This is a genomic window from Microbacterium sp. Mcb102 (assembly GCF_024519805.1).
Classification (GTDB): domain Bacteria; phylum Actinomycetota; class Actinomycetes; order Actinomycetales; family Microbacteriaceae; genus Microbacterium.
The window spans coordinates 380,547-400,336 of sequence record NZ_JALJRG010000003.1; the positions used below are offsets into that span (position 1 = coordinate 380,547).

General features: G+C 68.3%; 18 protein-coding genes. 1 reads left to right on the forward strand and 17 read right to left on the reverse strand.

The genetic code is table 11. The features are described 5' to 3' along the window. Positions 1 to 5 precede the first annotated feature (5 nt). From OC372_RS10715 to OC372_RS10770, 12 genes are all read right to left on the reverse strand, one after another. On the reverse strand, positions 6 to 908 hold the full coding sequence (locus OC372_RS10715) for a LysR family transcriptional regulator (protein ID WP_262001968.1): 903 nt from the start codon (positions 906 to 908) through the stop codon (positions 6 to 8). A 24-nt stretch (positions 909 to 932) separates the two neighbouring features. Further along, the gene (locus OC372_RS10720; protein WP_105711694.1) at positions 933 to 1,826 is read right to left on the reverse strand and encodes a carbohydrate ABC transporter permease; all 894 of its coding nucleotides are present in this window, start codon (positions 1,824 to 1,826) and stop codon (positions 933 to 935) included. Next, positions 1,826 to 2,746, reverse strand: coding sequence for a carbohydrate ABC transporter permease (locus OC372_RS10725; RefSeq protein ID WP_410054861.1), 921 nt, complete (start codon positions 2,744 to 2,746; stop codon positions 1,826 to 1,828). Before OC372_RS10725 ends, OC372_RS10720 begins: the two co-directional genes overlap by 1 nt. A gap of 96 nt (positions 2,747 to 2,842) precedes the next feature. Then, positions 2,843 to 5,830, reverse strand: coding sequence for a glycoside hydrolase family 2 TIM barrel-domain containing protein (locus tag OC372_RS10730; RefSeq protein WP_262001970.1), 2,988 nt, complete (start codon positions 5,828 to 5,830; stop codon positions 2,843 to 2,845). Then, positions 5,827 to 7,104, reverse strand: a complete 1,278-nt coding sequence (locus OC372_RS10735; RefSeq protein ID WP_262001971.1) for an enolase C-terminal domain-like protein — start codon at positions 7,102 to 7,104, stop codon at positions 5,827 to 5,829. Before OC372_RS10735 ends, OC372_RS10730 begins: the two co-directional genes overlap by 4 nt. After that, positions 7,101 to 8,645, reverse strand: coding sequence for an alpha-N-arabinofuranosidase (locus OC372_RS10740; protein WP_262001972.1), 1,545 nt, complete (start codon positions 8,643 to 8,645; stop codon positions 7,101 to 7,103). Before OC372_RS10740 ends, OC372_RS10735 begins: the two co-directional genes overlap by 4 nt. A 66-nt stretch (positions 8,646 to 8,711) precedes the next feature. Beyond that, positions 8,712 to 10,064 carry an ABC transporter substrate-binding protein gene (locus OC372_RS10745; RefSeq protein ID WP_262001973.1) on the reverse strand — a complete coding sequence of 451 codons (1,353 nt, stop codon included), beginning with the start codon at positions 10,062 to 10,064 and terminating at the stop codon, positions 8,712 to 8,714. Between the two features lie 54 nt (positions 10,065 to 10,118). Continuing rightward, entirely contained in the window at positions 10,119 to 11,624 is a 1,506-nt protein-coding gene (locus OC372_RS10750; protein WP_262001974.1) for an aldehyde dehydrogenase (NADP(+)), read from the reverse strand. Continuing rightward, on the reverse strand, positions 11,621 to 12,538 hold the full coding sequence (gene kdgD, locus OC372_RS10755) for a 5-dehydro-4-deoxyglucarate dehydratase (RefSeq protein WP_105711700.1): 918 nt from the start codon (positions 12,536 to 12,538) through the stop codon (positions 11,621 to 11,623). The genes OC372_RS10750 and kdgD overlap by 4 nt, the downstream gene beginning before the upstream one ends. A gap of 107 nt (positions 12,539 to 12,645) precedes the next feature. Next, positions 12,646 to 14,655, reverse strand: a complete 2,010-nt coding sequence (locus tag OC372_RS10760; RefSeq protein ID WP_262001975.1) for a bifunctional copper resistance protein CopD/cytochrome c oxidase assembly protein — start codon at positions 14,653 to 14,655, stop codon at positions 12,646 to 12,648. Positions 14,656 to 14,743: 88 nt separating this feature from the next. Next, positions 14,744 to 15,031: an HU family DNA-binding protein gene (locus OC372_RS10765; RefSeq protein ID WP_017203554.1), complete on the reverse strand. Its 288-nt coding sequence runs from the start codon at positions 15,029 to 15,031 to the stop codon at positions 14,744 to 14,746. Positions 15,032 to 15,213: 182 nt separating this feature from the next. Continuing rightward, positions 15,214 to 15,795, reverse strand: a complete 582-nt coding sequence (locus tag OC372_RS10770; protein WP_262001976.1) for a TetR/AcrR family transcriptional regulator — start codon at positions 15,793 to 15,795, stop codon at positions 15,214 to 15,216. Positions 15,796 to 15,942: 147 nt separating this feature from the next. On the opposite strand from OC372_RS10770, the gene OC372_RS10775 reads away from it, so the two are divergent. Then, the gene (locus tag OC372_RS10775) at positions 15,943 to 16,770 is read left to right on the forward strand and encodes an alpha/beta hydrolase (RefSeq protein ID WP_105711701.1); all 828 of its coding nucleotides are present in this window, start codon (positions 15,943 to 15,945) and stop codon (positions 16,768 to 16,770) included. A 126-nt stretch (positions 16,771 to 16,896) separates the two neighbouring features. Here OC372_RS10775 and OC372_RS10780 read toward each other — a convergent pair whose 3' ends face one another. From OC372_RS10780 to OC372_RS10800, 5 genes are all read right to left on the reverse strand, one after another. Further along, complete coding sequence (locus OC372_RS10780; RefSeq protein ID WP_262001977.1) at positions 16,897 to 17,721, reverse strand: DUF559 domain-containing protein; 825 nt, start codon at positions 17,719 to 17,721, stop codon at positions 16,897 to 16,899. 482 nt (positions 17,722 to 18,203) lie between these two features. Beyond that, positions 18,204 to 18,509, reverse strand: a complete 306-nt coding sequence (rpsN, locus tag OC372_RS10785) for a 30S ribosomal protein S14 (protein ID WP_017829734.1) — start codon at positions 18,507 to 18,509, stop codon at positions 18,204 to 18,206. Positions 18,510 to 18,512: 3 nt separating this feature from the next. Then, a complete protein-coding gene (gene rpmG / locus OC372_RS10790) occupies positions 18,513 to 18,683 on the reverse strand; it encodes a 50S ribosomal protein L33 (protein ID WP_017203558.1) in 171 nt (56 codons plus the stop codon). Next, positions 18,683 to 18,919 carry a 50S ribosomal protein L28 gene (rpmB, locus tag OC372_RS10795; RefSeq protein WP_017203559.1) on the reverse strand — a complete coding sequence of 79 codons (237 nt, stop codon included), beginning with the start codon at positions 18,917 to 18,919 and terminating at the stop codon, positions 18,683 to 18,685. Before rpmB ends, rpmG begins: the two co-directional genes overlap by 1 nt. 139 nt (positions 18,920 to 19,058) lie before the next feature. Then, on the reverse strand, positions 19,059 to 19,790 hold the full coding sequence (locus OC372_RS10800) for a DNA-3-methyladenine glycosylase (protein WP_262001978.1): 732 nt from the start codon (positions 19,788 to 19,790) through the stop codon (positions 19,059 to 19,061).

Sequence of the window (19,790 nt, forward strand, 5' to 3'; positions counted from 1 at the left end):
TTGGCTCAGCCGGTTCCCAGTGCGTCGCGCATGGCCGAGATCGCCCGCGCGAGCCCGGGGTTGCTCGAGTCACGGCGCCAGACGGCATCCACCGCCGCGGTGTAGGCGGCGGGCTGGCCCTCGGCCGCCGCCAGATCGCGGTAGACGACCCCGGCGTACTCCATGCGCGCAGCCGAACGCGGCACGATCGCCAGTCCGAAGCCGGCGGCGACGAGCGCGATAACACTGTGGATCTGCGCGGCTCGCTGCACCACCCGCACGCTGCGGTCGGCGAAGATGCCCTCCAGCTTTCGGACGAAGTACTCCGAGTCCGGGCGGGCGTACCCGATGATCGACTCGCGGGCGACCTCGTCGACCGAGATCTCGCCGGCACCATCGGCCAGCGGATGCCCCTCGGGAATCGCCACCACCATCGATTCCTCGTGGATGCGGAGCGTCTCGAAGATGTCGGGGTCGGCGAGCGGACGGATTAGTCCGATGTCGTACCGGTAGGCCGCGAGCTCGGCGAGCTGGTCACGACTGACGTGCTCGTGCAGCACCACGTCGACGTCCGGCAGGCGCTCCTGCCAGACGGTCAGGATGTCGCCGAGCACCGCGAGCGACGCCCCCGACGTGAACCCGACGACCAGCCGACCGCGATCTCCGCGCGCCACGCCCTGCATCAGCGAGCGGCTGCTGTCGGCGAGATCGAGGAGCTGCTTGGCCCGCTCGACGAAGGCCTCGCCCTCGACGGTCAGAGACACCTTGCGATTGGTGCGGACGAACAGCTGCACGCCCAGATCGGTCTCGAGGTTCTGGATCTGGCGGCTCAGCGGGGGCTGCGTCATGCGCAGCTCCCGCGCGGCATTGCCGAAATGCAGATGCTCGGCGACGGCGACGAAGGCGCGCAATTGCTCGAAGCTGAACATCGCCCGATCCTATCCCGGCGCGCGCTACTGCTTGACGCTTCCGGCGCTCAGCCCACCCCGCCAGTACCGCTGCAGGGCGAGGAACACGATCATGATCGGGATGAGTGCCAGCAGCGACCCGGTGATGACGAGGTTGAAGATGGGGCTCGCGCCCACACCGACCGCCTGCGCGTTCCACTGCTGCAGACCGATCGGCAGTGGGAACAGCTCGGGATCGCTGAGCATGATCAGCGGGAGGAAGTAGTTGTTCCAGGTCGACACGACCGAGAACAGCAGCACCGTGACGACACCCGGCGCGAGGATGCGCAGCGAGATCGTGAAGAAGGTGCGGGCCTCGCTCGAACCGTCCATGCGGGCGGCCTCGAGCAGCTCGGTCGGGATCGCCTCCTGCGTGTACACCCAGATCAGGTAGAGCCCGAACGGCGAGGCGAGGGACGGGATGATGATCGCCCAGACGGTGTTCGTCAACCCCAGCTCGCTGAACATGAGGAACGTCGGCACGGCGAGCGCGGTGCCCGGGATGGCGACCGCACCGAGGATGACCGCGAAGATGCCCTTCTTGCCCGGGAACCGGTACTTCGCCAGGCCGTACCCGCCCATGGCGCTGAGCAGTGTGGCACCACCGGCGCCGACCACGACGTAGAGCAGCGTGTTGCGCAGCCACTGCACGTAGATGCCGTCGTCGTAGGTGAGCACCTGCGCGATGTTGTCGAAGAGCGCGAACGGGCCCGAGAACCAGAGGCCGAACGACGAGAACAGTTCGGACTGCGTCTTCGTGGCGTTGATGAGCAGCCAGACGAGCGGCAGCAGCGCGTAGAGGGCGAAGAGCGACATAGCGATCGTCAGCGCGACCGAACGACGCGGCTTGCGACTGAGCGACGCGCGGGGCGACCGGGATCGGAGAGAGGAGGCGGGCATCAGACGTCCTTCCGGCTTCCGCGCAGCTGCACGATGTAGGCGATCACGGCGGTGAGCAGGCCCATGATGATCGCGATCGTGGCCGCGTAGTTCTGCTGCTGACCGAGGAAGGCGAGGTTGTAGGCGTACATGTTGGGTGTGTAGAAGGTGGGGATCAGGTTCGGCACGATCGTTTTGAGGATGTTCGGCTCGTTGAACAGCTGGAAGCTGCCGATGATCGAGAAAATCGTGGCGATGACGAGCGACCCGCGGATGGCGGGGAGCTTGATGGCCGTGACGATGCTGAACTGTCCTGCTCCGTCGATCTCCGCGGCCTCGAACAGCTCGTGCGGGATCGCCTTGAGCGCGGCGAAGAAGATAAGCATGTTGTAGCCGATGAACTGCCAGGTGACGATGTTGCCGATCGACAGGAGCATCCATTCGGGGGCGAACGGGGTAATCAGGTCGAACCCGACGGCGTTGTTGATGTTGCCGACGAGGCCGAAGCGCTCGCCGTACATGAAGCCCCACATCAGCACCGCCACGACCGCGGGCACCGCGTACGGGAGGAAGATCGCCAGGCGGAAGAAGCTCGCACCGTGCAGACGCGCACTGTCGATCGCGAGGGCGGCGACGAGCGCCAGGATCAGCATCACCGGCACCTGCACCACGAGGAACAGCAGCACGCGACCGACGCCCTCGAGGAACTGCGGGTCGGTGAACGCGGCGACGAAGTTGTCGACACCCACGAAGATCGTGCCACCCACCAGCTTCGTCTGGAACATGCTGAGGATGATCGAGTAGACCACCGGAGCCAGCATGACCAGCGCGAAGACGATGAGGAACGGGGTGAGGAAGCCGTATCCCGCCCGGATCTGGGCACGCTCCGTCCCGGATCCTCTTCTTCGTCGCGTCACGCTCGGCGTCATCGTCGTGGACATCCGCATCCCTTCGTCGGGTCCTGGCTCAGTCAGCCTAGAAAGACCGACTGATATCTGTAAAGCATCTATTTGGCATTGAACAATGCCCCAGAGGTATCAATCCACGATGAACGTGACACCCAGCTCGCGCTCCTGCGGATGCAGCCAGTAGGGCGGCAGGGTGTCGGGACCGCAGGATGCCGTGCCCAGCCCGGCCTGCGCGACATCGAGCGTGATCCAGGTGCGGTCCGAAGGCTCCAGTTGCACGGCATGCGTCGCCCGCTCGAGGTCGGCGGTGCGCCAGGGCCGGACGGTGAACCCGAGGGACTCGTCGGCCTCGATGCGCAGGCGCGGACTGCGACCGGTGATCTCCGACCCGCTGATCTCCGCCCAGCGCACATCCTGTCGTGCACCGTTCTCCTGGGGATGCGCGTACGGCGTCTGGAACGCCGCGACGGACGTCTCATGCGCACCCACGCGCACGGCCTGACGGGAGTCGGGATACGACTCCCCCGGTCCGAGTCCGAACCAGCGGACGCGGTCGTCGAGGCCGTCGAGCGCGAACGTGATGCCCAGTCGCGGCAGGGTCACCACAGGCCCGGGAGCTGCGACTCCGAGGGTCGTCGGTTCGATCCCCGCACGGAACTGCCCGTGGGGGCGGATGCGCACCCGCAGATGCACCGCGTCGCCCACCGCCGTCCACACCCAGGTGGTGGCGAATCCGGAATCGACGCCCGCCGCGCCCGTGACCGTCTCCACGCGGATCGCTCCATCGTCTTCTACGACCTCGACGGTGCGATGCAGCATCCGATCGAAGCCGAGTTCGAGCCATCGAGCACCCTGACCCTCGACATGGCTGTCGTTGTCGGTCAGTGCCCGCCAGATGTCGAGCACCGGCGTCGTGACCGCGCGCCCGCCGAGGGAGACCAGTCGGCCCCGGTCATCGATCTCGGCCGGGCCGAGGCGCCATCCGTCGCCTGCGGCGACCGCAGGGGTCGCGCTGCGCAGAGTGCGCGTGCGCTCGGCGAGCAGGCGCTGCCCGGTTCCGACGACATGACCGGCGGGCACGACGTCGGCATCGGCCCGGCGCACGACGTCGATCGTGAGCCACGCCTGCTGGCCGTCGGCGAGCGCCGGTGCGTCGAGGATCGGGAGCGCGATGTCGGCATCCGCCCTCGGCCCGATCTCGGGCAGCGCCAGCATGCCCGATGCGACCTGATCTCCGTCGACCTCGACCCGCCAGGCGAGCTCGAACCCGTCGAGCGAGACGTGGTCGTGACGGTTCTCGACGCGCACCGCGTCGGAACCCACCGTCAGACGCACGGGCGAGATCACCGCGGCGTACTCCGTGAGTCCCGGCGAAGGAGTGCGATCGGCGAAGACCAACCCGTCGATGATGTACGTGCTGTCGTGCAGGGCCTCATCGAAGTCGCCGCCGTACGCGACGAACTCGCGACCGCGGGCATCGACCTGCGTGATGCCCTGGTCCATCCACTCCCACACGAAACCGCCGAGCAATCGCGGGTACCGATCGAACAGCCGCTCGTAGTCGATGAGCGCGCCCGGGCCGTTGCCCATCGCGTGGGCGTACTCGCAGAGCAGGAAGGGCTGTCGGCGGCGGCGAGCATCCGCCGCCACGTCCGGGGTCCCGGGTTCGACTCCTGCACCGATCAGCGCCACCTCGTCGGGCGCGGCGTACATGCGGCTGTAAACGTCGACATAGCTGCTGTTCTGGTCGCCCTCGTAGTGCACAGGGCGGTCATCGCCCGCATGCAGCAGATCGGCCATGGCCTGCAGGTTGTCGCCGGCACCGGCCTCGTTGCCCAGCGACCACATGATCACGCTCGGGTGGTTGCGGTCACGCGCCAGCATGCGCTCGGCGCGATCGAGCATCGCCGCACGCCAGCGGGGATCGGCGGGCGGATTCTGCACCCATCCGGCATGCACGAAGCCGTGCGTCTCGACATCGCACTCGTCGATCACGTAGAGACCGTGCTCGTCGCACAGATCGAGGAACCGCGGGTCGGGCGGATAGTGGCTCGTGCGCACCGCGTTGATGTTGTGCGTCTTGAGCAGCTCGATGTCGCGCAGCATCGTGGCGACGTCGAGCGTGCGCCCGGTGTCGGGGTGCCACTCGTGCCGGTTCACACCGCGCAGGCGGATGGGGCTGCCGTTGACCAGCAGTTCGCCGTCGACGATCTTGAGCGTGCGGAATCCGATGCGCACCCGCAGCGTCTCGCCCGGGCTCGCGATCTCGGCGTCGTACAGGCGCGGCGTCTCGGCCGTCCACGGCTCGACCGACGAGATCACGATGGGTTCGCCGGCCGTACCGCTCACGGCGAGTTCGGGGATGCGCACCGTGGCAGGCACGTCGGTTTCGACGAGCAGGCGGGCCTCTCCCGTCGTCGCGTCGTAGTCGGCGCGGATGCGGTGCTCGTCGATGCCCCCGACCGGGCGCGTGCGCAGCGACACCGAACGGAAGATGCCTGACACCCACCACATGTCCTGGTCTTCGAGGTAGGTGGCCGCCGACCACTGCAGCACCCGCACCGCGACGGTGTTCTCGCCGGCCCGGATCAGTGCGGTCACATCGAACTCGGTCGCCAGTCGGCTGCCGGTGCCCCAGCCGACGGCGACGCCGTTGACCCAGACCGAGAACGAGGAGTCGACACCCTCGAAGCGCAGCACGGCATGCTCGCCCTCGGCGAGACCCGGATGCTCGAATCGACGCCGATACTCACCAACCGGGTTCTCGTTCGGCACGGCGGGCGGATCGACGGGGAACGGATAGCGGATGTTCGTGTACGCAGGAGCCCCGTAGCGCCACTCGCCGCGCGGCAGCAGCGCGCCGTCGGCGTCGCGCAGACCGGCGATCTGCCAGCTCGACGGAACCGCGATCTCGTCCCAGTTCGCGTCGTCGAGCGCTTCCGCCCCGAACGACGGCGTCAGATCATGCAGCCCCTCGCCCAGGCGGAAGCGCCACGGGCCGTCGAGGGAGAGCACCGGTGCATCCGTCGGGGCGATCTGGGCGGCGACCCGACGACCCTCACCGGGCTCGACCGCGGCGACGAAAGCCGCGGTCTCGATGTCGTGCACGAACGTCATCGGGCGTCCTCCTCGAACCAGCGCGGCAACCGACTGTCGAAGTCGGGCTGGAACTGCCGGATGTATCCAGTGTCGTCGCGGCGACGGATCGTCGTCTCGGTGTACGCCTCGTGCAGTCGCTGCAGGCGGGACTCGTCGATCTCGACGCCCAGCCCCGGCCGATCGGGCACCGTGATCGCGCCTTTCCGGATCGTGAGGTGCGAGGTGTCGGCGACGACATCGTCTTCGGCGCGCTTCCACGGCCAGTGCGTGTCGAGCGCGTAGTCGAGCTTCTCGACCGAGGCGCCCAGGTGCAGCATCGCGGCGAGACTGATGCCGAGGTGGCTGTTCGAATGCATCGAGATGCCCACGTTCATCGCCGCGCACGTCGCCGCGAGCTGCATCGACGGCCGGAAGCCGCCCCAGTAGTGGTGGTCGATCAGCACGACCTGCACGGCGTCGCGACGGAAGCCCTCGTTGATGTGCCCCTGCTCGACCACGCACATGTTCGTGGCCAGCGGGAGCGACGTCTTCTGCGCGACCTCGGCCATCGCGGTGATACCCGGGGTCGGGTCTTCGTAGTACTCCAGCGCGCGCTCGAGGCGGGAGGCGATGCGCACCGCCGTGCGCACATCCCACGTGCCGTTCGGGTCGATGCGCAGCGGCACCTCGGGGAACGCCTCGTGCAGGCGTTCGATGGCCTCCGCCTCCTGGTCGGGCGGGAACACCCCGCCTTTGAGCTTCAGCGAACGGAAGCCCCATGTGCCGATCATGCGCTGCGCCTGCGCGACGATCGCCTCGGCGTCGAGGGCGGCGCCCCACGCGTCGGGCTGCGCACCCGGATGCCGGTCCCACTTGTAGAAGAGATAGCCGCTGTAGTCGACAGCGTCGCGCTGCCTGCCGCCGAGCAGCGCCCACACCGGCACACCCGCGATCTGCCCCTGCAGGTCATGGAAGGCCGTGTCGAACGGAGCGACGATCGTGGCCAGCAGCTTGCGGGTCATCCCGGTCGGAGCATCCGGATCGCCGGCCCCGAGCGCCGCGGCCAACACCGGGAAGAGGCGGCCGACCTGGTAGGGCGTGGCGCCGATGACGGCCTCGCCCGCGCGGCGAAGCAGCGCGAGGATGTCGGCATCGCCATAGGTCTCGCCGAGACCGGTCAGCCCGGTGTCGGTGCGCACCTCGACGATCGAGCGCAGCACGAGCGGCTCGTGCACGCCCGCGGCGTTGAGCAGGGGCGGGTCGGCGAACGCGACCGGGGTGATGCGGACGTCGGTGATGACGGGGACGGTCATGCGTTCTCTTCCTGGGTTTCGGTGCGGGCACCGGCTTCGATGGCGCGCACGAGACGGAGGTGGTTCCACGAGAGGGGCGGCAGCTGCACGGTCGCACTGCCCGGCTCGACGGCGAGCGCGCGCGGCGCCACCGGCTGCGCATCCGCCGTGTTCGTCGTGCGACGGTCACCGTCGTCGGGAGCGGTCAGGGTGGTCGCCGACTCCACGACGAACCCATCGGTGTCGAGCGCGACGTCGACGGCATCGGTCTGCGAACGGTTCACGACGAACACCTCGATGCGGTCGTCGTCGAACGTGGCGGTGGCGTCGAGCTGCAGCACGTCTCCGTAGGTGGGCGTGGTCAGCGTCGCCGCCTCCACTCCCACCGTCAGCACCGACCCGTGCGCGTGGGCGGCGGTGATCGCGAACGGGTAGAAGATCGTCTGCCGCCAGGCGGCACCGCCCGGCTCGCTGCGGATGGGCGCGATCACGTTGACGAGCTGGGCCTGGTTGGCGATCGAGACCCGGTCGGCGTGACGCAGCAGCGAGTTCAACAGCGATCCCACGACGACCGCGTCGGTCACCGTGTACTCGTCTTCGATGATGCGCGGGTGGAAGCGCCACGGCCCCGTGAGCAGCGGTTCCTTGTCGACCTGGTTGAAGCGCGTGGTGTTCCACACGTTCCACTCGTCGACGCTGATGCCGATGCGCTTGGTCAGACCCAGCTCCTGCTCGACGTCGGCGACGATCGTCGCGACCTCGTCGATGAAGCGGTCGAGTCGGGCGCTCGACGCGAGGAAGTCCGACACGTCGTCGAGTTCTTCGTAGTACGCGTGCAGAGAGATGTGGTCGACGAGATCGCCGGTGTGACGCAGCACCGTGCGCTCCCACTCGCCGAACGTCGCCATCTCGGCCGACGAACTGCCCGCGGCGACGAGCTCGACACTGGGATCGATGAAGCGCATCAGGCGGGCGGTCTCGGCGGCGAGGCGGCCGTACTCGTCGGCGGTCTTGTGGCCGATCTGCCACTCGCCGTCCATCTCGTTGCCGAGGCACCACACGTCGAAGCCGAACGCGGCATCCGCACCGTTCCTCCGCCGTTCGGCGACGCGCGCCGTCGGTTCATCGAGGTTGCAGTACTCCAACAGCTCGGCGGCTTCGGCGGCGCCGCGCGTCCCGAGGTTGACCGCCATCATGACCTCGAGGCCCATTTCGGTTGCCCACCCGGTGAACTCGTGCAGACCCACGGCGTTCGATTCGAGGCTCCGCCACGCGGCATCCACCCGCACCGGGCGATCCTCCACCGGCCCGACGCCGTCTTCCCAGCGGTACCCCGAGACAAAGTTGCCGCCCGGATAGCGCACGCACGTGGCACCGAGCTCGCGCACGAGCGCGCCGACATCGCCGCGGAACCCGGCCGCATCGGCCGTCGGATGCCCCGGCTCATGGATGCCCGTATAGACCGAGCGCCCCATGTGCTCGACGAAGGTGCCGAACAAACGACGCGAGACCGGGGCGACGGTCTCGTCGGAGCGAAGGCGGAGAGTTGCGACCTGCTGCACGATGGTGATGCCTTTCACGACGATGGCAGGGCCATCCCCCGGGGTGGTGGATGGCCCTGCCGGCGGTCAGTCTGCGTTGACCGTGTATCCCTGCTCGTTGCCGTACTTGACGTTGGCGGCTTGCCACGCCTCCAGTCCGGCGTTGATGTCGGTGTGGTTGACGTACGCCGGGCCGACGGTGTCGGAGAAGATGCTGCTCGCGTACGACTGCCACGGGAGGAACTGCCAGCCCTCTGCGACGTTCTTCGACGAGTCGAGAAGCACCTCGTTGATCTGCTGGCCACCGAAGTAGTCCGGGGTCGCGCCGAGGAAGGCATCCGACTCGAGGTCGGCGACGGTGCTGGGGAATCCGCCGGACTCCATGAAGATCGCGACGCTCTCGGGGTCGTGGCTCAGCCAGCGCACGAACGCGGCGGCCAGCGCCTTGTTCTCGCTCTGGTTCATCACCACGTGCGAGCTTCCGCCCATCTCCGAGGTGGTCGGGTCATCCCCGTACGTCGGCATCGGGGCGACCCGCCACGAGCCGGAGCCTTCGGCGACGCTGTTCGTGAGAACACCGGCCATCCATGCACCCGACACGATGCTCGCGATCGAGCCGTCGCCCAGGGCGACGTACCATTCGTCGCTCCACGTCGCGGTCTTTGTGTCGAGCAGGTTCTCCTCGAGGAGCGGGTTCCACGCCGAGGTCCAGCGCTGCGCCCCCTCGTCGTCGAGCGCGATCGTCACGTCGGTCTCGTCGACGGTGAACGGGTGGCCGCCGGCCTGGCGGATCATCGAGGTCGTGAACGAGGGCTCGCCGAAGTCTCCGGCGAGGTACTTCGACGGGTCGGCCGCCTGCAGCTTCGCCGCCTGCTCGTGGAACTCGTCCCACGTGGTCGGCACGGTCAGCCCGTACTGGTCGTACACGTCCTTGTTGTAGAAGAGCGCCATGGGGCCGGCATCCTGCGGAAGGCCCCAGATGCCGTCGTACAGCGCGACGGAATCCCACGTCGACTCGGTGAAGTCGTCTTCGAGCTCGTCGAAGCCGAGCGACGTGAGGTCCTGCACCGACTCGCCCAGCACGAACTGCGGGAGGATGTGGTACTCCAGCTGCGAGACGTCGGGGGCGCCTCGACCGGCCGTCACCGCGTTCTGCAGCTTGAGGTTGTGCGCCCCGCCGCCACCGGTGTCGACGTACTTGACGGTCACGTTCGGGTACGCGGCCTCGAAGGCCTCGACCTGTGCGGGCGCAGAGGGGCTCCAGCCCCAGTACGTGATCTCGCCGCCCGCTTCGAGAGCGGCGTCGAGGTCTTCCGGAGTGAGGCTCTGGTCGCTCGCGCCTCCGCCGGAGGAGCATCCGGCGAGGGCGAGCCCTGCGATCACGAGGGTGGCGAGCGCGGTCGTCGCGCGCGCCTTCCTTCGGGTAGCTCTGTGCGTCATTGCATTTCCCTTCTCATGGTTCCATCGCCCCAGCCGTCGGCCCGGGCGGTCTGTTCAGTCCCGGCGTCCGACCCGCTGCAGCAGGCCCGCCGGTACGTTCTGGTACGAGACCGGGCGCCGGAAGCGCTCGATCGCGAGCGCGCCGACACTCGTCGTTCGCGGTTCGGATGTCGCGGGGTACGGTCCGCCGTGCACCATCGCCCCGGCGACTTCGACTCCCGTCGGCCACCCGTTGAAGACGATGCGTCCGACGATGCGCTCGAGGGCCGAGACGACGCGACCCGCGTCGGTGATCTCCGCGTCGGTCGCATGCACCGTGCCCGTGAGCTGTCCGTCGAGTCGGCGGAGTGCGGCGAGCACATCGTCGACGGAGTCGTAGCGCACGATGACCGAGCTCGCCCCGAAGACCTCTTCGCTGAGCGGACCCTCGTGGTCGAAGGCGTCGAGGGCGACGTCGTAGACGACCGGTGCGGGCGCGTTCGCCCCCTCACCCGTGCGGCCTTCCGCGAGCAGGGTCGCGCTCTCGGCCTGGCGACGGATGCCGTCGGCGAATGCCGCAGCGATGCCCGAGGTCAGCATCGTCTGACCGGCCGCATCATCGATGCGCTCGGCGACACGGCCGAGGAAACGGTCGGCGTCGTTCGGCACGAAGAGCACACCCGGCTGCGTGCAGAACTGGCCGGAACCGAGGGTCAGCGAGTCGACGAAGCCGTCGGCGGTCTCTGCGGTCGCCGCTCCCGGAAGCACAACGACGGGGTTGATGCTGCTCATCTCGGCGTACACCGGGATCGGCACGGGGCGCCGGTCGGCGATGGCGCGCAGCGCCAGCCCGGCGCGGCGCGAACCGGTGAACCCAACCGCATCGACGAGGGGATTCGCGACGAGCGCGCCCGCCAGCTCACGGTCGATCGTGAGCGCCGAGTAGACGCCACCGGGGAGGCCAGCTTCCTTGACCGCGGCGCTGATGGCCCGAGAGACGAGGCGAGTCGTACCGAGGTGCGCCTCGTGGTTCTTGACGATGACGGGGCATCCGGCGGCCAGAGCGGATGCCGTGTCGCCACCCGCGTTCGAGAACGCCAGGGGGAAGTTGCTCGATCCGAACACCACGACCGTGCCGATCGGCACCGACCGGAGCACCAACTCGGGCCGCGGCGGCGTGCGCTCGGGTAGCGCGTCGTCGACGTGCAGCGTGTCGTCGGTGAGAGTCGAGCCGAGGAAGCGGAGCTGCCCGGTGGTGCGCCCCAGCTCGCTGCGCAGGCGACCGAGCGGCAGACCGGATTCGAGGTGGGCTCGCTCGACGAGCTCATCGCCCACGGCCTCGAGCTGCGCGGCGATGCACTCGAGCAGCGCGCGACGCTCGGCAGCGGTCGTGGCCCGGTAGACCTCGCCCGCCTCGCGAGCGCGATCCACGGCATCCTGCACCTGCTCGGCCGTGGCGAGGGCGAAGATGGGCTCCAGAGCCCGGCCCGTGGCGGGGTCGACCGACTGGATCTGCCCGGCGCCCTGCACGACCTCGTCACCGGCGATGAACGATCCGGCGGTCGCCTGCACTGTGGTCATGCGTTGGCCCGCAGCACGATCTCGGCGAGGTCGGCGCGCTCCGCGTCGGTGAGGTTGCTGAGCGGGGGACGCACGGGGCCGCCCTGGCGGCCGACGGCGTCGAGCCCCGCCTTGACGATCGAGACGGCGTAGCCCTTGCCGCGGTCGCGGATGCGAGTGTAGGGGAGCACGACGTCGCGCAGTTTGGCGCGCACGGCGGAGTGGTCGCGGGCGCGCACATCGGCGTAGAAGCCCAGGGCGAACTCGGGCACGAAGTTGAACATCGCCGATGAGTACGTCGTGACACCCAGCTCGAGCAGCGGCAGCGCGAAGGTCTCGGCGGTGGGAAGCCCCCCGATGTACAGCAGGCGGTCGCCGGCGGCGTCGATCACGCGCGCGAGCGCTTCGAGGTCGCCGATGCCGTCTTTGTAGCCGATGAAGTTGGGGAAGTTCTCGGCCAGGCGAGCGACCGTCTCGGGCGCCGGGATCATGTTCGCGCGGGCGTAGACGATGACGGGAAGGCGCGTCGCCGAGAGCACCGCGGCGATGTGCTCGTATGCTCCGGCGTCGGAGACCTCGGTCAGGTAGGGCGGGAACAGCAGGATGCCGGCGGCTCCGGCCTCTTCGGCGATGGCGCACAGTTCGATCGCCTCGCGGGTCGAGCGACCGGCGGGGGCGAGGATCGGCACGGCTCCGGCGGATGCTTCGACAGCCGTCTTCACGACCCGGGCGACCTCGGCGGTCGAGAGCGAGAAGAACTCCCCCGTGCCGCCGGCGGCGAAGAGCCCGGCCACCGGGTGCCCACTCAGCCACGCGAGGTGGTCGCGGTACGCCTTCTCGTCGAACTCCAGAGCGCTGTCGAAGGTGGTCACCGGGAATGAGAGGAGCCCGCCGCCCAGCTGCTGGGCCAATTCTGCGGGGCTGTACTGGCTCACTGTGGAGACCTCTTTCGTCGTGGCAAGTCGTGTGAACCTCCACCGTAAGAAGACGCAGTGATACTTGTAAAGTATCGTTATTGCATTACGCGATACCCTGTCGGCATCTAAGACGTGCGTTCGGCCTCACGTCGGTCACGTTCGGCGAGCGCGGCGAGCTTGGCGTTGTACTCCTCGAGCTCCGCGTCGCCCGTGCGATCCGCGTGCCGGTCCGCCCGACGCTGCAGCTTGGTGTCGCTGCGGCTCCACTGGATGGCGACCGTGATCGCGAGGATCAGCGTCGGGATCTCCCCGATCGACCACGCGATGCCGCCGCCGACGTACTGGTCCTGCAGCGGGTCCACACCCCAGTCGCGACCCATCGCCCCGAACCAGTCGGCGACCATCAGCCCCTCCTGCATCATGATCGCGATGCCGAAGAAGGCGTGCATCGCCATGACGGCGATCAGCGTGATCAGGCGTCCGGGATACGGCAGACGGTAGGGAACCGGGTCCGCGCCGATGAGGCTCATGACGAACAGGTAGCCCGAGATCAGGAAGTGGATGACCATCCACTCGTGACCGAGGTGCTCGAACATCGACCAGCGCACGAGATCGGTGAAGTAGAAGGCCCACAGCGACAGGATGAAGATCGCCGCCGCGACGAACGGATGCGTGACCACGCGGGCGAACGGCGAGTGCACGGCCCACATGATCCACTCGCGGCCGCCACGGGTGCCGTCGTCTCGCTTGTGGATGGCACGCAGCGCGAGGGTGATCGGGGCCCCGGAGACGAGCAACAGCGGGATCGCCATCGACAGCATCATGTGGCCCATCATGTGGATGCTGAACAGGTACTCCTGGTAGGCGTTGATCGGCCCGCCGGTGACCCAGACGAGCAGCAGCGCCCCCAGCACCCAGAAGACCGTGCGATGGATCGGCCAGCGGTCACCACGCCGGTGCAGGCGCCACACGCCGGCCAGGTAGAAGAACAGTCCGAGGCCCGCGGCGATGAGCCAGAGCACGTCGATGTCCCATGCCGTGAACCAGCGCTCGAGGGTGAGCTCCGGCGGCAGCGTCGCTCCGGTCAGGATCTGGGCGGGCGTCTGCAGGAAGGCGGCGGTCTCGCCGGTGGGAGGGGGTGTGCGGGCCAGCGCGGCCGCGGCGCCGGAGGCGAGGCCCATCAGCGCGACCTCGCACAGCACGAGCAGCCAGAACCAGCCGGCGGCACGGGCTCCGGCGAGCTTCGGGATGAGGCGCGCGCGGTACCAGGCGCCGAGCAGGCCCATGCCACCCAGCAGTGCGACCTTGGCGAGCACGATCCAGCCGTAGGGCGTGGTCCACAGCGCGTTCCAGTCGCCGACGGCGACGATCGATCGCGTGACTCCCGACACGGCGACCACGGCGAAGGCGGCGATCGCGAGCGACGAGTAGCGCCCGACGAGCCTCGCGGTGTCGACGTCGGCACGTCCGCGCAGCAGGATCAGCAGCAGAAGTCCGCCGAGCCAGACGGCGGCGCCGATCGTGTGCAGCAGGATCGAGTTGACCGCCATGTTGTGCCCGGCGAGATCGCCCGCGTGGCCCTGCGTGGCGAGCGGGAGGAAGGATGCCGCGGCCAGCAGCGCCGTGATGAGCGTGGGCGTCCATGAACGCCAGGCGAACGCGAGCACCGTGATGATCGCACCGAAGAGCGTCGTGATGAGCCAGGACTGGCCGAGCGGCAGCTCCAGCAGGAAGCGGCCCAGCTGTGTGCCGAACTCGCGCTCGATGCTGAGCTTCGGGTTGAACGCGGCCATGAAGGCGAGGAACCCGGCGAGGCCAGCCGAGATCGTGAACACGGCGGCGCCGACCGAGGCGATGTTCAGCGCGGCGTCGAACGAGCGATCCCCCGCGCGCAGCCCGAACAGCGCCAGCACGAGCGAGCCGAGCATCACGGCGCCGGACATGTTCATCACGAGCTTGGCGATCGGCGTGCCCCAGAGCACGAACGGGCCGGGGTCCTGCAGGAGCGGAGGCTTCGCGCCTCCGCCGACGAGGAGCGCGAGCGTCAGGGCGACCAGCGCCGCGATGAGGAGGATGACGATCCCGGCGACGCGATACGCCGAGATCCGACTCGTCGACTCGCTGCGGGAACTCACCCCTCCAGCCTAGGCGCGCCCGGAGGGGGGAAAGCACGAAGGCCGCCCCCGTCGGAACGGGAGCGGCCTTCGATGAGGTGCGGTCAGATTACTTGACGGCAGCCTTGAGCTTGGAGCCAGCGGTCACCTTGACGCGCTTGCCGGCCGGGATCTTGATCTCGGCGCCGGTCTGCGGGTTGCGGCCCGTGCGAGCAGCGGTGTCGACCTGCTCGAAGGAGATCCAGCCCGGGATGGAGACCTTGCTGCCCTTGGCAACAGCGTCGGAGACCGTGGCGAACAGCGAGTCGAGGACACCGGAGACGGTGGCCTGGCTCTGGCCCGTGGCGCTTGCGATGCTCGCGACGAGCTCGGTCTTGGTGATGGACTTGTCAGCCATGTCATCCTCCAGCGACGAGATCCCGTCGCATCGTTGTGGGTATCGGAGCGGATGCTCCTGGTCTAGTGACCGCCTCGAATGTATCAACCACCACCCGCATTTCCGCGTCATTTCGCGGGTTTTGGGCAATTACTGGGCGTGTCGCACCACTTTGGCCACTCCAGTCACAGATTCGAGGGTCGTCAGCGAGCGCGGTGCGCGTCGATCACGGCCCGGGCGGTGCGCTCGAACGCCGGGCTGACGCGGCCTTCGCCGTCGAGATATCCGCCGACGAGCGCGGCATCGCGCAGCAGCACGAGGGAGGCTGCGACCTCCTCGGGACGCTCGAGATCGGCCGCCTCGGCGACCTGCTGCAGCGTCGAGCGGAACCACTCCCGGTGCTCGTCGATGAGCTGCCGCACGGCCCCACCGGCATCCGGATACTCCGCGGCCGCGTTGATGAAGGGGCAGCCCCGCGTATGGTGTTCGCGGATGTCGGCGGCGATGCCCTGGACGACCGCATCCAGCAGCGCGTCAGGATCGGAGACGGTCGTTCCCGCCTCCGTGAACATCGCGCGGAGCATCTCGTCCTCGTGGCCGAGATAGGCGAGCACGAGGTTCTCCTTGCCGCCGAACTGCTTGTAGAGGGTCGCGCGAGTGACCCCGGCCTCCTCGATCACACGGTCGACGCCGACCGCGTGGATGCCCTGTTCGTAGAAGAGGCGGGTGGCGGCATCGATCAGCCGTGCGCGGGCGGGGCTGGGGCGCTTCGTCGTGGTGTCCATGATCTTCCTCTCATCGTGTCATCCGAACCCCGGCATCCGAATCCGTTTTCCCGGTTTTGGGAATAGGTTGTGGTAGATAGAACGTTCGGTCTACTATCAGCGTAACGCACTTCCGATCAGCGGGAGCCGAACAGAGAGAAGAAGATCATGAACACCACCGACAAGACCCCCATCGTCCTCATCCACGGGCTGTGGATGACCCCGACCAGCTGGAACACCTGGGCCGAGCGCTTCCGCGCGAAGGGCCACGAGGTCATCGTCCCGGGATGGCCCGGCATCGACGACCGCTCGGTCGAGGACATCCGCCGCGACCCGTCCGCCCTGAAGGGCATCGGACTGAAGCAGATCGTCGACCACTACGAGCGCATCATCCGCTCGCTGCCCGTGAAGCCGATCGTCATGGGCCACTCCTTCGGCGGGGTCATCACGCAGATGCTGGCCGACCGCGGCGTCGGCGCGGCATACGTGGGCGTCGCCCCGGGACAGACCGCCGGCATCACCACCCTGCCGTTGTCGACGCTCTGGACCGGCACCCCGATCCTCGCGAACCCCTTCGGCCGCAACGGCGCCAAACCGCTGTCGAAGCGCCACTTCCACTTCACGTTCGGCAACGACCTGAGCCGCGCCGAGTCCGACCGCCTCTGGGAGGAATCGGCCGTGAACTCCTACAACCGGGTCTTCTTCGAGGGCGTCGCATCCGCGTTCAACGAGAAGGGCGGCGTCACGCACGTCGACTACGCGCGCACCGACCGGGCCCCGCTGTATGTGATCACGGGTGAGATCGACCACGTCGTGCCGCCGGCGATCGGTCGTGCGATCGTGCAGAAGTACCGCTCCACCGGCAGCCCCGCCGTCGTCGAGTACAAGGAGTACCCCGGGCGCACCCACCGCCTGGTCAGCCAGGACGGCTGGGAAGAGATCGCCGATGAGGCCCTCACCTGGGCCGTCGCGCACACCACCGCACCCGTCGCGTGACGCCGGCTTGCGCCGGGCAGACTCGAAGACACGGAATGGAGGAGATCTCGCGGCATGAAGGAGTGGATACGGCATCCGCTCCTTCATGCCGCGAGATCTCCTTCGCGTTGCGCGGGTGGTACGCCGTCATGCAACGTGCGCTCCTTGCGCAACGGCCTCCATGATCACCGACTGCACCTCGGGCCAGCGCTCCATCACCTGCTCGTAGCTGAAACGCAGCACCCGGTAACCCCGGATCAGCAGCTGCGCGTCATGCGCGATGTCCCTGGTCCGTTGCGCCCCTGTGTGGGTCGCGCCGTCGAGCTGGATCACCAGCCGGTCACCGATGAGGAGATCGACCCGGCGATCCACGACCCACGCCTGCGGCAGCATCCGGAGCCCCATCCACCGGAGCCGATGGAAGACGATGGTCTCCAGCCCGGAGTCCGCGAAGGGGCGCGCCCTCGCGAGAAGCGTTCGGGCGGGCGGCGGAAGCTCGAGGCCTCGGAGCCTCGCGTCGTCTATGAGCCCCTTGTTCATCGCCGACTCCCAGATGACGAGGGCGGTCTCGAACGGCTGGCACTGCGCGATCAGAGCGAGGGCGTTCACGAGTTCGTCGACCGCGGCGTCCGGAGGACGCAGGACCACAGGCTTCGACCAGTGCACGACGACCTGCGACGGCACCCGAATGCGCGCAGAGTTCGGGCGGGCGGCGACGTGGAGCGCCGCCTTCGCGGGAACCCAGAGCCCGTACCGCTCCGCCGCCGTCACGCAGCTCAGCACGACTCCGCGGGACACCGCTCCGACCGTCTGCGGATCGGCGTCGGGCAGCGCCACCCACCCCTGGCGCACGGTCGTGATCTCGCCCTGCTCCTTCGACCGCCGCAGCGCGTACTCGCTCACACCGGCTTCTCGAAGCGTGCGCACTCGTGCGACTCCTCCACGACGGCTCAGCTCATCCACGGGATCCATCGAACGATCGTGCCCGCCCGCCTGGCGCAGGGGTGACCGCCATCCCGGCAAGCGGGCACTGTTCTTCAGCGAGCGGTTACTGTGCAGGACAGCTCCCTGCGGAGCATCCAGCCCCCACGAACGCGCCCGCTCTCCCGCCGGGCACGTCTGATCTCACGATCTGAAGGAGAAAACACGGAGCGAAGGAGTGGACGCCGTCGGCAGGCCTTCAGAGCGTGAGAACTCCTTCAGAGCACCCGCGCGGCCCGCGCCCGCGCACCGAATAAAGGAGAAGACGCGGAATGAAGGAGTGGATACTGCCTCGCGTCCTTCAAAGCGCGAGAAGTCCTTCACAACGCGAGGGCACCCCACGCGAGGGCACCCCACGCGAGGCATCACCACGCAGGGGCACCACAACGCAGGGGCACCACAACGCAAGACGAAGCGCGGGGCACGCAGAAGGGGCGAGGATCCGAAGATCCTCGCCCCTTGTCAGCTGAGACTTACCAGCTCGACTTGGTGACACCGGGCAGCTCGCCACGGTGTGCCATGTCACGGAAGCGGACACGCGAGATGCCGAACTTCGTGAGGACACCGCGGGGGCGGCCGTCGATGACGTCGCGCGAACGCACGCGAGCCGGCGACGCGTTGCGCGGCAGCTTCTGCAGGCCGACGCGTGCAGCCTCGCGGGCCTCGTCGGTGGCGTTCGGGTCGACCAGGGTCTTCTTCAGCTCGGCGCGACGCTCGGCGTAACGCTCGACGATGACCTTGCGCTGCTCGTTGCGAGCGATCTTGCTCTTCTTAGCCATTGATCAACGCTCCTCTCGGAATTCGACGTGCTGACGGATGACCGGGTCGTACTTCTTGAGCACGAGGCGGTCGGGGGTGTTGCGGCGGTTCTTCTTCGTCACGTACGTGTAACCCGTACCTGCCGTCGAACGCAGCTTGATGATCGGACGAACGTCCTGAGCCTTCTTGGCCATTAGAGCTTCACACCCTTCGCCTGGAGGTCCTTGACCACGTTCTCGATGCCGCGGACGTCGATCACCTTGATGCCCTTGGCGGACACGTTGAGCGTGATCTTACGACCGAGCGACGGAACGAAATACGTCTTCTTCTGCACGTTCGGGTCGAAGCGGCGCTTCGTCCGGCGGTGCGAGTGCGAGACATTGTGTCCGAAGCCGGGAACAGCTCCGGTCACCTGGCACACTGCTGCCATGATGTGACTCCTTCTATACCGTGAGACCGGACGGCCTCACCCAAGATCCCTTGTCTGCACGCAACCTCGACCCGCCGATCTCTCGGCCGCAGAAGGGGAAGCACGCGAACTGCGCACAGGAGTGTGCGCAGACAAAGAGTCAGTTTAGCACGGGCGGAGTGCCGTCGAGCGCCGCGGCCTCGGCCGCGCCCCGCCCCCAGCGGAAGGGCGACACGGTGGGGTCGCCATCGATCCAGAAGCGCCAGGGGAACGCGTGCGTGCCGGCGACTCCGGCGACGCCGACCCGCGGGCCGCGCACCACGTCATCCCGCGGCACGCCCAACCACAGCTCGGCGCGCGCCCCGTGCTGCTCCTCCCCCGTGACGGCGTCGATCCCGTCGTGCAGCGGATGCCGCAACCCGACGGCCTGACCGAGACGCCCCGGTCCTCGGGCGAGGTCGCGAAAGGCGATCCGACCGAGAGGCAGCACCGCGCCGCGCCGCCGAGCCGCGGCATCCGCTCCGGCCACGATCTCGCCGGCCCGCAGCAGCACGCCGTCGCCCTGTCCCTCCGGCCCGCACACGACGTTGACGCACGAGTGGATGCCGTGACTCAGGTAGACGTAGAGGTGCCCCGGCTCACCCCACATCGTGGCGTTGCGGGCGGTCGGCCCCATTCGCGCATGCGATCCGGGGTCCGCGATCTCGCCGGTGCCCCGCCCGTGGTACGCCTCGACCTCGGTGATGCGCAGCCGCACCTCGACCGGGTCTGTGGCTTCGGACCCGACGACGAACGTGCGCAGTTCCGCCCCGAGCAGTCGCGGCGCGACGTCGACCGCGGAGCCGCCCAGATCGGCACGCGCGGCACGGCGCAGGGCATCGCGCGGCGACAT